11 protein-coding genes are annotated in these 15518 nt (G+C 74.5%); 6 read left to right on the forward strand and 5 right to left on the reverse strand.

The features are described from left to right. Window positions 1-117 precede the first annotated feature (117 nt). From EV376_RS01125 to EV376_RS01140, 4 genes are read left to right on the forward strand one after another with little or no spacing between them, the layout of a single operon-like run. Window positions 118-1611 (forward strand): AlkA N-terminal domain-containing protein, encoded by a 1494-nt coding sequence (locus EV376_RS01125; RefSeq protein ID WP_130320304.1) that lies wholly within the window; start codon window positions 118-120, stop codon window positions 1609-1611. Next, window positions 1608-2120, forward strand: a complete 513-nt coding sequence (locus tag EV376_RS01130; protein ID WP_130320305.1) for a methylated-DNA--[protein]-cysteine S-methyltransferase — start codon at window positions 1608-1610, stop codon at window positions 2118-2120. The genes EV376_RS01125 and EV376_RS01130 overlap by 4 nt, the downstream gene beginning before the upstream one ends. Window positions 2121-2157: 37 nt before the next feature. Next, window positions 2158-3987 carry an ABC transporter ATP-binding protein gene (locus tag EV376_RS01135; protein WP_130320306.1) on the forward strand — a complete coding sequence of 610 codons (1830 nt, stop codon included), beginning with the start codon at window positions 2158-2160 and terminating at the stop codon, window positions 3985-3987. Next, window positions 3984-5885 (forward strand): ABC transporter ATP-binding protein, encoded by a 1902-nt coding sequence (locus EV376_RS01140; protein ID WP_130320307.1) that lies wholly within the window; start codon window positions 3984-3986, stop codon window positions 5883-5885. The genes EV376_RS01135 and EV376_RS01140 overlap by 4 nt, the downstream gene beginning before the upstream one ends. A 9-nt stretch (window positions 5886-5894) precedes the next feature. Here EV376_RS01140 and EV376_RS01145 read toward each other — a convergent pair whose 3' ends face one another. Beyond that, window positions 5895-7355, reverse strand: a complete 1461-nt coding sequence (locus tag EV376_RS01145) for a hypothetical protein (protein ID WP_130320308.1) — start codon at window positions 7353-7355, stop codon at window positions 5895-5897. A 264-nt stretch (window positions 7356-7619) separates the two neighbouring features. On the opposite strand from EV376_RS01145, the gene EV376_RS01150 reads away from it, so the two are divergent. Together EV376_RS01150 and valS are read left to right on the forward strand one after the other, a co-directional pair. Beyond that, the gene (locus EV376_RS01150; RefSeq protein ID WP_130320309.1) at window positions 7620-9221 is read left to right on the forward strand and encodes a trypsin-like serine protease; all 1602 of its coding nucleotides are present in this window, start codon (window positions 7620-7622) and stop codon (window positions 9219-9221) included. 108 nt (window positions 9222-9329) lie between these two features. Further along, window positions 9330-11894, forward strand: coding sequence for a valine--tRNA ligase (valS, locus tag EV376_RS01155; protein WP_130320310.1), 2565 nt, complete (start codon window positions 9330-9332; stop codon window positions 11892-11894). A 108-nt stretch (window positions 11895-12002) separates the two neighbouring features. On the opposite strand, the gene EV376_RS01160 is transcribed toward valS, so the two are convergent. From EV376_RS01160 to EV376_RS01175, 4 genes are read right to left on the reverse strand one after another with little or no spacing between them, the layout of a single operon-like run. Beyond that, window positions 12003-12713: an ABC transporter permease gene (locus EV376_RS01160; RefSeq protein ID WP_130320311.1), complete on the reverse strand. Its 711-nt coding sequence runs from the start codon at window positions 12711-12713 to the stop codon at window positions 12003-12005. Between the two features lie 2 nt (window positions 12714-12715). Continuing rightward, window positions 12716-13672 (reverse strand): ABC transporter ATP-binding protein, encoded by a 957-nt coding sequence (locus EV376_RS01165; RefSeq protein ID WP_130320312.1) that lies wholly within the window; start codon window positions 13670-13672, stop codon window positions 12716-12718. Then, entirely contained in the window at window positions 13669-14556 is an 888-nt protein-coding gene (locus EV376_RS01170) for an ABC-2 transporter permease (protein WP_130320313.1), read from the reverse strand. Before EV376_RS01170 ends, EV376_RS01165 begins: the two co-directional genes overlap by 4 nt. Next, complete coding sequence (locus EV376_RS01175) at window positions 14549-15463, reverse strand: ABC transporter ATP-binding protein (RefSeq protein ID WP_130320314.1); 915 nt, start codon at window positions 15461-15463, stop codon at window positions 14549-14551. Before EV376_RS01175 ends, EV376_RS01170 begins: the two co-directional genes overlap by 8 nt. Between the last annotated feature and the right edge of the window lie 55 nt (window positions 15464-15518).

A 15518-nucleotide genomic window follows, 5' to 3' on the forward strand; every position in this document is an offset into this window, starting at 1 on the left:
CACAACCGACACTTTCCGCTCGGCCCCGCCCTCCGCCGCGGGCGTCGACCCGGGCCCGCCACACCCAGGTCCGATTCCCGCCAGCCGTTCCCTCCCGCGCGGGGGCATCATCGGTGCGTGGACCTGGACTTCGAACGGTGCTACCGAGCCGTCGACAGCCGCGACCAGCGGTTCGACGGCTGGTTCTACACCGGTGTGACCTCGACCGGCATCTACTGCCGGCCGTCCTGCCCCGCGATCACGCCGAAACGGCAGAACGTCCGGTTCTTCCCGTCCGCCGCCGCGGCGCAGGGGGCCGGCCTGCGCGCCTGCCGCCGGTGCCGGCCGGACGCCGCCCCCGGCTCCCCGCAGTGGGACGTCCGGGCCGACGTGGTGGGCCGCGCCATGCGGCTGATCGCCGACGGCGTGGTCGACCGGGCCGGCGTGCCCGGGCTGGCGGCGCGGCTCGGCTACACGGAGCGGCACCTGCACCGGATGCTCCGCGCCGAGCTGGGCGCCGGTCCGCTCGCGCTGGCCCGGGCGCAGCGCGCGCAGACCGCCCGCACGCTGGTCGAGACCACCGACCTCGGGATGGCGGACATCGCGTTCGCCGCCGGGTTCGGCAGCGTCCGGCAGTTCAACGACACCGTCCGCGAGGTGTACGGCGGGTCGCCGTCCGAGCTGCGGAACATCCGGGGCCGGCGGACGGCGCCGGGCGGCGCGGGCACGATCACGCTGCGGCTGGCGTACCGGCCGCCGCTGCACGCCCGTTCCCTGCTGGGCTTCCTGGCGCTGCGGGCGCTGCCCGGGGTCGACGCGGTACGCGACGGCGCGTACCACCGGGGCCTGGGGCTGCCGCACGGCACCGGCGAGGCGGCGCTGACCCCGGCGGACGGGCACGTGCTGGCGACGCTGCGGCTGACCGACATGCGCGACCTGGCACCGGCGGTGGCGCGCTGCCGCCGGCTGCTCGACCTGGACGCCGACCCGACCGCGGTGGACCAGACCCTCGCCGCCGACCCCGCCCTCGCCCCGACGGTCGTGGCGGAGCCCGGCGTCCGCGTACCCCGCGCGGTCGACGGCTTCGAGATGGCCGTCCGCGCGATCATCGGCCAACAGGTCTCGGTCACCTCCGCCCGGACCACCCTGACCCGCCTCCTCGCCCACCTCTCCACCCCGACCACTCCCGTTGATCATGAAGTTGTCGGCGGCCCGGACGGCGTGTCGCGACTACAACCTCTTGATCAACACGAGCTGCGGGGGTTTCCCTCGGCCGAGGAGGTGTTGCGGGTGCCGGATGGCGGGTTCCGGATGCCCGCGGCGCGGCGGGAGACCGTCCGGACGCTGGCCCGGGCCGTCGCCGACGGGTCGCTCGACCTGGAACCGGGCGGGGACCGGGAGGAGACCCGGCGGCAACTGCTGGCACTGCCCGGGATCGGGGCGTGGACGGCGGACTACGTCGCGCTGCGCGCGCTCGGCGACCCCGACGTCCTCCTCGCCACCGACCTCGCCGTCCGCCGGGGCGCCGCCGCCCTCGGCCTTCCCGACGACCCGAAGACCCTGAACAGCTACGCCGACCGCTGGCGCCCCTGGCGCTCGTACGCGGTGATCCGACTCTGGAGAGCAGCATGAACACCATCGACAGCACCGTCATCGACACCCCGGCCGGCCCGCTCAGCGTTCTCGCCGGCCCCGACGGGGCGGTCCGGGCCGCCGGCTTCACCGCCGATCCGCAGGTCCTCCTCCCCCTCGTCCACCCCAGCCTGCGGGCACCCGTACGGGCCCGGCCCGACCTCGGCCCGGTCACCGCGGCCGTCGCGTCCTACCTGGCGGGCGACCTGACCGCGATCGACGCGGTGCCGGTCGAGCAGCGCACCGGCGGGGCCTTCCTGGCGCACGCCTGGACCGTGCTGCGGGACGTCAAGCCGGGCGAGCCGGTCACCTACACCGGCTTCGCCGAGCTGGCCGGACGCCCGGCGGCGGTACGGGCCGCCGCGGCGGCCTGCGCCCGCAACGCCGCCGCGCTCTTCGTCCCCTGCCACCGGGTGCTGCGCACCGACGGGATGCTCGGCGGCTACCGCTGGGGGCTGGACGTGAAGAAGTGGCTTCTCGGTCATGAGCGGCGGTTGACGGCAAGCTGACAGCGGCACCCCTCCCATTTGCCGCTACCGTCGGGTAGTGCCTGCGGAGAGCGACGGCGACCCGGCCCCCACCACGGGCCGACATCCGCTGCGGAGCCTCTGGCGCCTACGGCACTACCTGCGCCCGTACGCCGGGGAGTTCGCCTGGCTGCTCCTCGCCGGGCTGGCGGCCACCGCGGCCGGGATCGCCGTACCGCTGGTCGCCCAGCGCGTGGTGGACGGTCCGGTCGCCCGGCAGGATCCGGCCGGGCTGGTCCGCCTCGCGGCCCTGGCGCTGCTCTTCGGCCTCGCCGAGGCCCTGCTGATCTTCATCCGGCGCTGGGTGCAGTCGTCCTCCTCGGTGGGGATGGAGGCGGCCATCCGGGCCGACGTCTACGCCCACCTGCAACGGTTGCCGCCCAGCTTCCACGACCGGTGGCAGTCCGGCCAGCTCCTCTCCCGGCTCACCACCGACCTGTCGGTGATCCGCCGGTTCCTCTCCTTCGGCCTGTTCTTCCTGATCCTCAACGTCGTCACGTACGTCGTCGTGGTGGCGCTGCTGATCCGGCTGCACACCGTGCTGGGCCTGGTGGTGGCGGCCAGCGCCGTTCCGCTGTTCCACATCACCCGGCGGTTCGCGCACGCCTACCACGCCGCCTCCCGCCGGATGCAGGACCAGCAGGGCGACCTCGCGACCCTGGTCGAGGAGACGGCTCAGGGCCTGCGCACGATGAAGGCGTACGGACGGGCGCCGGAGCTCGCCGCCCGGTTCGCCGCCGGCGCCCGCGCGCTGCACGACACCGGGGTCGGCAAGGGACGCCTGCTCGCCACCACCTCCGCCCGGCTGGACCTGGTGCCGAACCTGACCCTGGGCGTCGTGCTGGTCGCCGGCGCGGCCGCCACCGCGAACGGCGCCCTCACCATCGGGGAGCTGGTGGCGTTCGTCAGCCTCCAGCTCATGCTGATCTGGCCGGTGCAGGGGCTGGGCTGGATCATCGCCGGCGGGCAGGAGGCGGCGACGGCGGCCGACCGGGTCCGGGAGGTGCTGGACACCCCGCCCGCCATCGTGGACGCCCCCGACGCGGTCGTCCTGAAGCGGGCCGAGGTACGCGGGCGGCTGGCGTTCGAGGGGGTCTCGTTCCGCTACCCGGGCAGCGGGCGGCCGGTGCTCCGGGAGGTCGACCTGACCGTCGAACCGGGCGAGACGCTGGCGCTCGTGGGCGCGACCGGCTCCGGCAAGAGCACCCTGCTGTCGCTGGTGCCCCGGCTGCGCGAGGCGAGCGGCGGACGGGTGACGCTGGACGGGCGGGACGTACGCGACCTGCGACTGGCCTCGCTGCGCCGGCTGGTCGGGGTGGCCTTCGAGGAACCCACGCTGTTCTCGATGTCGGTGTGGGAGAACCTGACGCTGGGCCGGCCGGACGCCGGCGAGGGCGAGGTACGCGCGGCGCTCGCCCTGGCCCAGGCCGACTTCGCGTACGACCTGCCGTGGGGGTTGGCCACCCGGGTGGGCGAGCAGGGCCTGTCACTCTCCGGCGGCCAACGGCAGCGGCTGGCGCTGGCCCGCGCCGTGCTGGGCCGGCCGGCGCTGCTCGTGCTCGACGATCCGCTGTCCGCGCTCGACGTGCACACCGAGGCGCTGGTCGAGGCGGCCCTGCGCCGGGTGCTGCGGGACACGACGGCGTTGGTCGTCGCGCACCGGCCGTCCACGATCGCGCTCGCCGACCGGGTCGCCCTGCTGGAGGACGGGCGGATCACGGCGGTGGGCCGCCACTCCGAGCTGCTCGCCGCCGTACCCGCGTACCGGGCCCTGCTCTCGGCCGACCCACCACCGCGCCCGCCGGCGGGTGACCCGACGCCCGGCGGGCGGGGCCTGGTGCGGTCGTGACGGAGGGCGACGACGACACCGTTGTGCCGCCGTCGCCGGTGCCGTCGCCCCGGCGACCGTCCGAGCTGGAGAGCTGGCGCGGCATCGCCACCGACCCGGACGCCGACCGGAGCCACGCCGAGGACACCGATCCGGCGGCGGTGGCCCGGTTGCGCGCCCGCAGCCGGGTGCTGCTGCGGGACCTGCTGCGCCCGCACCGGGGCCGGCTCGCGGTGGCGGTCGCGCTGCTGCTCAGCCAGAACGCCGCCGGCATGGCCGGGCCGTACCTGGTGATGCTCGGCATCGATCGGGCCATCGCGCCGCTGCGGGCCGGTGACGCCGGACCGCTGGTCGGCATCGCCGCCGCGTTCGCGGTGGCCGCCGCCGTGGAGTACGCGGCGCGCCGCGGCTTCCTCGCCCTGTCCGCGCGGATCGGCCAGGCCGTCCTGCTCGACCTCCGGCAGCGGGTGTACGGCCAGTTCCTGCGCCTGTCGGTGGCGTTCCACGAGCGGTACACCTCCGGCCGGATGGTCTCCCGGCTCACCAGCGACCTCGACTCGATCGGCGAACTGGTCGGCGGCGGCATCGACAGCCTGGTGCTCGCCGCCCTGTCCATCCTGTCGGTGGCCGCGATCCTGCTCTGGCTGGACCTGCCGCTGGCCGCCGTGACCCTGCTGGCCTTCCCGTTCCTGTACCTGCTGTCGCGCTGGTTCGCCCGGGCCTCGGCCGTCGCGTACCGGCGGACCCGGGAGACGATCGCCCTGGTCATCGTGCACGTCGTCGAGTCGCTGCGGGGCATCCGGGCGGTGCAGGCGTTCCGCCGCGAGCCGCGCAACCAGCGGATCTTCGCGGCGGTCAGCGACGACTACCGGCGGGCCAGCCGGTACGCGTTCCGGCTGATCGCCACGTACTCGCCGGGGATCAAGCTGATCGGCAACGTCACCATCGCGGTGGTCCTCTGCTACGGGGGATGGCGGGTGCTGGGCGGTCACACCGAGATCGGGGTGCTCGCCGCCTTCCTGCTCTACCTGCGGCGGTTCTTCGAGCCGATGCAGGAGTTGAGCCAGTTCTACAACTCCCTGCAGTCGGCCACGGCGGCGCTGGAGAAGCTCGCCGGGGTGCTCGACGAACGGCCGGCGGTGCCCGAGCCGGCCTCACCGGTGCCGCTGCCGGCCGGACCCGGCCGCGGCGCGGTGACCTTCCGGTCGGTCACGTTCGGGTACCGCCCCGACGCACCGATCCTCACCGGGCTGGACCTGGCCATCCCGGCCGGGCAGACGGTCGCGCTGATCGGGCCGACCGGCGCCGGCAAGTCGACGGTCGCGAAGCTGCTCGCCCGCTTCCACGACCCGCTCGACGGCGCGGTGCTGCTGGACGGCGTGGACCTGCGGGACGTCGCGGACGCCGACCTGCGCCGTGCCGTCGTGCTGGTCACCCAGGAGACCCACCTCTTCGGGGGCACGGTCGCCGAGAACATCCGGTTCGGCCGTCCCGACGCCGACGACGCCGCCGTCGAGGCCGCCGCACGGGCGATCGGCGCGCACGACTTCATCGCCGCGCTCTCCGAGGGGTACGCGACGCAGGTGCACCGCCGCGGCAGCCGGCTCTCGGCCGGCCAGCGCCAGCTCGTCGCGTTCGCGCGCGCGTTCCTGGCCGACCCGGCGGTGCTGATCCTCGACGAGGCGACGTCGTCCCTCGACGTGCCCACCGAACGGACCGTCCAGCACGCCCTCGGCACCATCCTGCGGGAGCGCACCGCGCTCGTCATCGCGCACCGGCTCTCCACCGTGGAGATCGCCGACCGGGTGCTGGTGCTGGAGGCCGGCCGGATCGTCGAGGACGGACCGCCGGCCGAACTGCTCGCCGCGCGCGGCCGGTACGCGGCCCTGCACCAGCGGTGGCGTGACTCGCTGGTGTAGGCACGCCCGCTACGACCTGGTCGCCGGCTCCTCGGCCGGCCGGTCCCGGCCGAACCCCTCGACCGCCCGCACGAAAGCGAAGAGGAGCACCAGCAGCACGGCCCCGGCCGCGACGTAGAGCGACGCGGTGAAGGACCGGTCCACCTCCCGCAGGGCGCCGAGCCGGAAGCGCAGCACCACCGGTGCGAGGGCCGTCGCGCAGAGCATCGCCGTGGCCATCCCGAGGGCCAGTACGCCGGAGCGGCCGGCGTCCCGGGCCGGGCCGGTCACCAGCACGATGCCGGATCCCACGGCGAAGCCCAGGCCGACGGCGAGCAGCAGCGCCCCGAGCCGGTCGGCCGACCTGGCTCCCTCGGTGGGCCAGGTGAACGCCATCGCGGCGGCGACGACGAGCAGCCCGAACGCGTCCCAGGGCAGCAGCCGTGCCGCGTACCGGGCCGCGAGTGCGCCGCCGGCCACCGCCAGCAGGCCGAGCAGCAGGATCGACACCGTCCGGGACGCCGGGGGAAAGCCGGAGTTCGGGAAGCCGATCGCCAGGACCGGCCCCGCCGCGCCGCCGAGCAACACCCAGCGGACGGCACCCACCCCGCCGACCCGATAGGCGTAGTGGGCCAGCACGAGCACCAGCACGACGGCGAGCACGACGGAGGACAGCAGGGCGAACGACGCGTCGCCCCGCTGGCCGCGGACCGCGCCGAACACGTGGAAACTCGCGGCGGGATCGAGGCGGAACTCCCGAAGGGCCCACATCCTGGCGGCGAGACCGGCCAGGAGCAGCGCGGCACCACCGAGCACCGCCACCGGCACGCCGGGACGGAGTCGCGTGGGGTCGTCCGGGTCGTCGCGCCGCCGCCGGAAGCGGACGACGACGGCCGCGGCCACGACCAGCGCCAGGGCGAGCCAGAGCTGCACGTCGCTGGCGCGCGCCCAGCTGCCCGCCGCGACGGACGCCGACGCCGGCTGCCCGGTGCCACCGGCCAGCACCGCGCGGATCAGCTCGACGCTCGGCTCGTGCAGCACCAACCCGCCGGCCAGGCCGGCCGCCAGCAGCCACGAGACGGACGGCGACGCCTGCGCGAGCGCGAGCAGCACCCCGCCGAGGGCGAGCCCGAGGCCGACGACGCCGGCGAGCGCGACGGCGACCTGCTGCGTGCTGCCGGCGCCGACCGGAAGCAGCACCGCCGCGAGGTCGGGGACCAACAGGTCGCCCACCAGAAAGGCCGCCAGACCGGCGACGGCGACCGGCCACCCCGGCAGGCGGGGAAGCAGCGCCGGTACGGCGATCGCCACGGCCAGCAGTGCCGCCGCGTACACGCCCGACCCCACGGACCCGGACACGAGCACGTCGGTGAAGGTGGCGTACAGCGCCAGGGTGAACCCGTTGGCCGCGACGACCGCCCCGACCGACGCGGCCGCCACCACACCGACCAGCTCCGGCCAGACCACCTGCGGCCGCGTCCCGTCGTCCAAGGTGGCCTCCCCGTTGACCGAGCCGACGCGGAGATGCTGTCACAGCGGCTCGCGCCGCACCGTCCCCTGAACGGGCGGGGGACGCGCCCGCGCCGTCGCACCGCCGCCACCCCGCCGGTTTCCCCTCCCTGTGATGGGGCGGCCGGTGTGACCCGGCGCTCCGGCCGGGCCGGTCATGGCTAAGATCACGGGACGCCGATCGGCCCGTGGCGACCGATACCCACCGCCGATCGGGCACCGCCGGACACACGGGGAGGTTACGGCGTGCGGATCAGGACACGTGTCGTCGTCGCGGGACTGGCCGCGGCGGGTGTGATCGCGGCGGCCGGCGTCGTGCTGGCGGCCGGCGACCAGGTCGGCCCGGAACCGGCGGTCGCGACCGGCGCCCGCGAGGCGCTCGGCACCGCCGACAGCCCGGCGGACCCGACGCCCGGCGCGGGGACCACCACGGGTGCGCCGCCGCCGTCCGGGTCGGCCGGCACGACCGCCGTGACCGCGGCCGGCCGGCCGGCCGCGGAGCTCGGCCGGGCGGCGCCCGCGTCGGTCGCCTACCTGCGGGACCGCTACCGCGTCTCGGCGGCCGAGGCCGCCCGGCGGCTCGCCCTGCAGGACCGGTCCGCCGCCCTCGCCGGGCAACTGGCCGACCGGTTCCCCGCCGAGTACGGCGGCATGTGGCTGGACCAGGCCGGCGGCGGGGTGCTGACGATCGGGGCGACGGAGACCGGGCCGCTGCGGGCGGCGATCGCCGGCCTGCCGGACCGGGAGCACGTCCGCGTGGTGCCGGTCCGGGCGTCGCTGGCGCGACTCACCGCCGCCGCGACCCGGCTCGCCACCGCGCTCGACGCGACCGCCGGCACGGACGTGGTGGTGGACCAGCCGGCCAACGAGGTCGTGGTGCTGACCGGCGACCGGGTGGCGGCCGACCACCCACGGCTCGCCGGCGCCCTCGACGCCGCCGGCGTGCCCGCCCGCGCCCAGGTCCGGGTGGCCGCGACGAGCGTGCCGAAGGCCTGCGACCCGCGGTACTGCCACGAACGGCCGATGCGCGGCGGTATCCGGCTGGACGTGCCGCGTGACGACGGCACGGTCGGTGGCTGCACGACCGGTTTCAACATCGTCGACCGGAGCGGCAAGCCGTACGTGCTGACCGCCGGCCACTGCGTCGTGGGTGGCCGGCACCAGCACGTGGACCGGACGTGGCACCAGTTCCTCGGCCCGAAGGTGCCGGTCGGCGTCGAGTCGACCGCGCCGGTGCTCGCCGAGAACGCCTTCCCCTACGACTACGCGATCATGCCGTACGCCTCGAACACGGCCGAGCTGTGGTCGTACCCGCCCCGCAAGACCGGTGCCCAGCCCAGCCTCATCAACTACTGGTGCGTGCCGGACAATCCGCGCTGCACGCGCAGCAGGGACGTCCCGGTCACCGGGCTGGTGCCGGTGAGCGGCGTCCAGGTCGGCTGGGTGGTCTGCGCGACCGGCTCGGCCTACACGCCGAAGGCCGGTGAGCCGTACGTCGACTCCGGTGCCGGTACGGGCTACCTGCCGGGCACCCGCTGCGGCGAGATCACCGGCAAGACGAACGGCGGCATCCAGGCACGGATCTGCGCCCGGCCGGGCGACAGCGGCGGCCCGCTGTTCACCGAGGCCGACGGCCGGGCACTGGGGATCCTCTCCTACGGCGACCCGGGCAGCGGCCGGTGCACCAACGCCAACGAGCAGAACGTCTACGCGCCGGTCTCCACGATCCTGGACCGGGCCAACGCGCGCACCGGGCTCGGCCTCCAGCTGGCCACCCGTGGCCCGCTGTTCGTCCGGCACCCGTCGGTCCCCCAGTCCTCGTCCGACCCGGACGTGCTGCCGCGGTAGGGGCCTGGGTCCGAGTCGTCGTCCGGGCCCCGCCGCAGGCCGGCCAGGGCCTCGACACCGGCCCCGAATCCGGTGCCGGGGCGGACGGGCGCTGTCTACGATCGACGGATGACTGATACGGCGAGGACGGCCCGCGCCGGCGTCCCCGAACGTCCGACCCTGGACGGGCTCGAGGAGACCTGGGCGCGCCGCTGGCAGGAGGAGGGCACGTACGCGTTCGACCGCTCGAAGCAGCGGGCGGACGTATACGCGATCGACACGCCTCCGCCGACCGTATCCGGCGAACTGCACATGGGGCACGTCTTCTCGTACACGCACACCGACCTGGTCGCCCGGTTCCAGCGGATGCGCGGGCGGACCGTGTTCTACCCGATGGGCTGGGACGACAACGGGCTGCCGACCGAGCGCCGGGTGCAGAACGTGTACGGGGTGCGCTGCGACCCGGAGCTGCCGTACGACCCGACCTGGGTGCCGCCGGCGGCGCCGGTGGACGACGCCGCGCGGAAGAACCCGACGCCGATCTCGCGGCGCAACTTCATCGAACTGTGCGAGCGGCTGACCGTCGCCGACGAGCAGGTGTTCGAGGCGCTGTGGCGGCGGCTCGGGCTGTCCGTCGACTGGTCGCTGACGTACACCACGATCGGGCGGGTCGCGCGGGCGACCAGCCAGCGGGCGTTCCTGCGGAACCTGGCAAGGGGCGAGGCGTACCAGGCGGAGGCGCCGACGCTGTGGGACGTGGGTTTCGCCACCGCCGTCGCCCAGGCCGAGCTGGAGGACCGGGAGCGGCCCGGCGCGTACCACCGGCTGCGCTTCCACGTGCCCGGCGGGCGGGAGGTGCTGATCGACACCACCCGGCCCGAGCTGCTGCCGGCCTGCGTGGCGCTGGTCTGCCACCCCGACGACGAACGGTACGCGGACCTGGTCGGCACGGCCGTGCGTACCCCGGTCTTCGGGGTCGAGGTGCGGGTGCGCGCGCACCCGCTGGCGGACCCGGCCAAGGGCACTGGCATCGCGATGGTCTGCACCTTCGGTGACCTGGCCGACGTGACCTGGTGGCGCGAACTCCAGTTGGCCACCCGCGTGGTGATCGGCCGGGACGGCCGGCTGCTGCCCGAGCCGCCGGCCGGCGTGCCGGCGGAGCCGTACGCCGCGCTGGCCGGGCAGACCGTCAACGGCGCCCGGCGAACGGTGGTGGAGCTGCTGGCCGACGCGGGCGACCTGGTCGGCGAGCCGCGGCCGATCACCCACCCGGTGAAGTTCTACGAGCGGGGCGACCGGCCGCTGGAGATCGTCTCGACCCGGCAGTGGTACCTGCGCAACGGCGGCCGGGACGCCGGCCTGCGCGAGGAGCTGCTGGCCCGGGGCCGGGAGCTGCGCTGGGTGCCGGAGCACATGCGGCACCGCTACGAGCACTGGGTGGGCGGCCTGACCGGTGACTGGCTGGTCAGCCGGCAGCGCTTCTTCGGCGTGCCGGTGCCGGTGTGGTACCGGCTCGACGGCGCCGGCGAGCCGGACTGGGCCCACCCGCTCACACCGGAGGAATCCGCGTTGCCGGTGGACCCGTCCACCGACGCGCCGCCCGGGTACGACGAGTCCCGGCGCGGCGTTCCCGGTGGCTTCGTCGGCGACCCGGACGTGCTCGACACGTGGGCCACCTCGTCGCTGACCCCGCAGATCGTCGGCGGGTGGGAGACCGACCCGGACCTGTTCCGGCGGGTGTTCCCGATGGACCTGCGCCCGCAGGGGCAGGAGATCATCCGGACCTGGCTGTTCGCCACGGTGGTCCGGTCCCACCTGGAGCACGGGATGCTGCCCTGGCGGGACGCGGAGCTGTCCGGGTGGATCCTCGACCCGGACCGCAAGAAGATGTCCAAGTCCAAGGGGAACGTGGTCACCCCGATGGCGCTGCTCGAGCAGCACGGCTCGGACGCGGTGCGGTACTGGGCGGCGAACGGCCGGCCGGGCACCGACCTCGCCTTCGATCCGGCCCAGATCAAGGTGGGCCGGCGGCTCGCCACCAAGCTGCTGAACGCCTCGAAGTTCGCGCTGGGGCTGGGCGCCGCCGATGCCCTGCGCACCCCGGCCAGCGAGCCGCTGGACCGGTCGATGCTCGCCGAACTGTCCGGCGTGGTGGCGGCGGCGACGGCGGCGTTCGAGGCGTACGACCACACCGCCGCGTTGCAGGCCGCCGAGGCGTTCTTCTGGCGGTTCTGCGACGACTACATCGAGCTGGTGAAGGAGCGCGCCTACGGCACCGGGCCGGGGGCGGACTCGGCCCGGGCGGCGCTGGCCACGGCGCTCTCGGTGCAGCTGCGGCTGTTCGCCCCGGTGCTGCCGTACGCGACCGAGGAGGTGTGGTCCTGGTGGCGGTACGGCTCGGTGCACCGGGCGCCCTGGCCGACCACGTACGAGGTGGGGCGCGCGATCGTCGGGGAGGGTGACCCGGAGCTGCTGCGGCTCGCCGGGGACGCGCTCGGCCAGGTGCGCCGCGCCAAGTCGGAGCGGAAGCTGTCGATGAAGGCGGAGGTGCCGCTGGCCGAGGCGCTCGGCCCGGCCGCGTTGCTCGACCGGCTCGCGCTGGTCGCCGACGACCTGAAGGCGGCGGGCCGGATCGGCAAGCTCGACCTGCTCCCCGACCGCACCCCGGAGCTGGTCATCGCCTGCGCCTTCTGAAGTGCGAGGAAGGGCCCCCTGTCAACACGTGCCGTCGGCGCGGCTGGTACGCGTGTCGACAAGGGGCCCTTCCGCTACCGGAAGTTGAAAGATGCCCTTCCGTTCACCTCAGCTGGTTTCGCCGGCCACCGAGAACGAACGGAGGCGGTCGATCGCCAGGACCGTGAAGCCGACCGCGATCAGCGCCGTCATCACCGTCGCCACCGGCACCGACACGTCGGCGGCGAGCAGCTCCGTCGGGGCGAACCGGTCGGCGAGCGCGATCACGTACTGCTGGATGGAGAGCACCTTCGTGCCACTCACGAAGTTGGCGAGCAGCCCCTCCCAGATGAGCACGTACACCAGCCCGAGCAGCACCGGACGCCGGGTCACCAGGCTGAGCGCGAGGAACAGCGCGCAGTACGCGAGCGCCCCGATCGAGGCGGCGGCGGCGAGCGCCAGGCCGAGGCGGACCGAGTCGGCCAGCACGCCCGCCACGTAGAGCGGCACGGCGACGGTGACCGCGGTGACGCCGGCGGCCACCCCCAGCTTCGGCAGGATGATCTGCCAGCGCGGCAGCGGCTTGGTGAGGATGTGCACCACCGTGCCGTCGTCGATCTCGGCGCCGAGCACCCCGGTGCCGACGATCAGGGCGATCACCGGCAGCACCACGGCCAGCCCCAGGCCGACCAGCACCGCCGGGGCCCACTCGCCCGGGTCGACGCCGAGGGAGCGGGACAGCACGGCGAGCAGCACCAGCAGCGCCGGCAGCGGGAACAGCAGCAGGAAGCGGCGCCGTCCGAACAGCCCCCGCGCGGTGATCCAGGAAACGGTCGACATGCTCAGGCCTCCACCAGGTAGGAGAACACGCTCTCCAGGGACTCGTCCTCGGGCACGAGCTGCCGGACCCGGATGCCCCGGGCCAGGGCGACCTTGGGCAGCACCCGGGTGAAGGCGCCGTAGTCGCCGGCCCGCACGGTCAGCCCGGTGCGGCCCAGCTCCACGCCGGTCACCGAGGGTTCGGCCATCAGCGCCACGGCGAGAGCCCGGTCGTCGGTGGACCGGATGGCGAAGACGTGCGGCCGGTTGGTCATCAAGCGGCGGATCGTCCGGAAGTCGCCCGAGGCGGCGAGCCGGCCGGCCACCATCACCTGCACCGTCCCGGAGACCTGCTCGACCTCCTCGAGGATGTGCGAGCTGAACAGGATGGTCCGGCCGGCGGCGCCGAGGCGGTGCAGCAGCTCCATCATGTGCAGCCGCTGCCGCGGGTCCATCCCGTTGAACGGCTCGTCGAGCAGCAGCACCTGCGGGTCGTGGACCAGCGCGGCGGCCACCCGTGCGCGCTGCCGCATGCCCTTGGAGTACGTGCCGATCCGGCGCGACTGCGCGCTCTCCATCTCGACCAGGGCGATCGCCCGCCGGGTCGCCTCCTCCGGGTCCGGCAACCGGTGCATCTTGGCGCTGGCCAGCACGAACTCGTACGCGCTGAGGAACGTGTGCACCGCCTCCCGCTCGCTGACCAGACCCAGCCGGCGGTAGACCTCCGGGTTGCGCCAGGTCGGCGAGCCGTCCAGGGTGACCGTGCCCCGGGACGGCGCCAGGAAGCCGGCCATCATGTGCAGCAGCGTGGTCTTGCCGGCGCCGTTGGGCCCGAGCAGCCCGGTGACGCCCGGCCCGAGGTCCATGCTGACGTCGTTGACGGCGACCACGTTGCCGTACCAGCGGGAGACTCCCGCCAGGCTCAGCGTGCTCGTCGTGCGGGTGGCGGCCGGCCTCGGCTCGGCACTGATCGCGGTCATCGGGTGGCCACCTTCCGGTACCGGGCCAGCAGCAGGGTCACGCAGGCGGCGACGAGCAGCACGGCGGCGAGGGCGTAGACCGGGCCGAAGTCGCCGATCAGGGAACCGAACGGGGCCGCGTCCTCGGTGACCAGCAGGTCGCCGAGGGACCAGACCCCGACCCCCTGCACCAGGGTGGACGGCGAGGCGAGGTAGGCCAGCTCGTTGACCGTACGCGAGGGCAGGATGGAGAAGATGCCGACGATCGGCGTGGTCATCAGGAAGACCGCCACGATTCCACCGGCCGCGAACGCCCGCTTGCCGGTGAGTGACGCGATCAGCAGGCCGATCGAGGCGAAGACCACCGCCCAGAGACCGGCGTAGAGCAGGCCCGGCAGCAGGTCGAGCAGCTCGTTCCAGACGCCCCGCATCCCGTCCTGGGTGGTGAAGGCGGCGCCGAGGAACATCACCAGTTGCGGCCCGCCGAGCAGCAGCCAGAGCGCGGTCACCAGGGCGAGCAGCTTGGCCAGCGGGTAGTCGGACCGGGGCAGCGGCCGGGAGAAGTACAGCGGCAGCACGCCGCTGCGCAGGTCCCGGCTGACCAGCTCGGGAGCGGCCACCGCGACGAAGAAGATGACCAGCCAGCTCATGTTGTCGGCGAACTGCGCGTACGTCATCACGACCTCGCCGATCTGGCTGCGTACGGCCGTGGCCCCCGCCGCGACCAGGGTCACGATGCCCACGACCAGCCAGGGGAAGATCTTCGCCTTGGCGCTGCGGCCGAAGCCGAAGACGGTGCGCACGCCGTGCAGGTACAGGGCGCCGAACACGGCACCGCGGCCCAGCCGGGGACCGGTGTAGCGCTGGTATCCGATGTCGTGGATGACACCGGTCGGCTCAGACATGGCTGGGCTCCCTCGTGGCGAACAGCTCGGCCACCCGGTGCCGGCGCTGGTCCAGCCGGTGCAACGGCAGGTCCAGCTCGGCGACCGCGCCGAGGATCAGGTCGTAGGTGGCGTCGTCGGCGAGCTCGACGAGCAGCAGGCGCCCGTCGCGGCGGATCGGCAGCCGCAGCTCGGCCAGTCGTCCGGCCAACTCCTCGGTGCCCTCGCTGACCTCGACGGCGAGCACGTCGGTCGCCGAGGTCATCGCGTCGATGCGGTCCGCGCGCAGGAGCCGCCCGCCGTCGATGGCGACCAGCGTGTCGCAGATGCGCTCGACCTCGCCGAGCAGGTGCGAGCAGACCAGCACCGAGATGCCGAACTCGGTGCCGATCCGGTGGATGAGGGCGAGCATGGCGTCCCGCCCGGCCGGGTCGAGGCCGTTGGTGGGCTCGTCGAGCAGCAGCAGGTCGGGGTCGTGCACCAGCGCCTGGGCGAGCTTGACCCGCTGCTTCATGCCGGTCGAGTAGCCGCCCACCGGGCGGTAGCGCTCCTCGTAGAGGCCGACGTGCCGGAGCGCCTCGCTGGCCCGCTCGCGGGCCACCGTGCGTGGCAGGCCGCTCATCCGGCCGAGGTGGGTGACCAGCTCGGCGGCGGAGAGGTCGGGCGGGAGGGCGTCGTGCTCGGGCATGTAGCCGACCCGGGCGCGCACCTGGTCGGACTGGGTGGTCGGGTCCAGCTCGAGAACCCGGACCCGCCCGCTGGTGGGCGGCAGCAGGCCGAGCAGGATCTTGATCAACGTGGATTTGCCGGCGCCGTTCGCGCCGACGAGGCCGATGATGCCGGGCTCGACCGCGACGGTCAGGTCGGCCAGCGCGGTGACCCCACCCCCGTACGTCTTGGTCAGCGACTCGGTCGCGATGAGTGTCACGTCGCACAGCCTAGGCAGGTCGGGCACCTCCGCGGCATCCGGCGCGCCCCTGATC

Source organism: Micromonospora sp. CNZ295, assembly GCF_004217535.1.

Bases quoted from the DNA above. Each gene is read 5' to 3' on its own strand.
- EV376_RS01160 (WP_130320311.1), bottom strand. From the start codon at position 12,713: ATGTCGACCGTTTCCTGGATCACCGCGCGGGGGCTGTTCGGACGGCGC.
- EV376_RS01130 (WP_130320305.1), top strand. From the start codon at position 1,608: ATGAACACCATCGACAGCACCGTCATCGACACCCCGGCCGGCCCGCTC.
- EV376_RS01170 (WP_130320313.1), bottom strand. From the start codon at position 14,556: ATGTCTGAGCCGACCGGTGTCATCCACGACATCGGATACCAGCGCTAC.
- valS (WP_130320310.1), top strand. From the start codon at position 9,330: ATGACTGATACGGCGAGGACGGCCCGCGCCGGCGTCCCCGAACGTCCG.
- EV376_RS01165 (WP_130320312.1), bottom strand. From the start codon at position 13,672: ATGACCGCGATCAGTGCCGAGCCGAGGCCGGCCGCCACCCGCACGACG.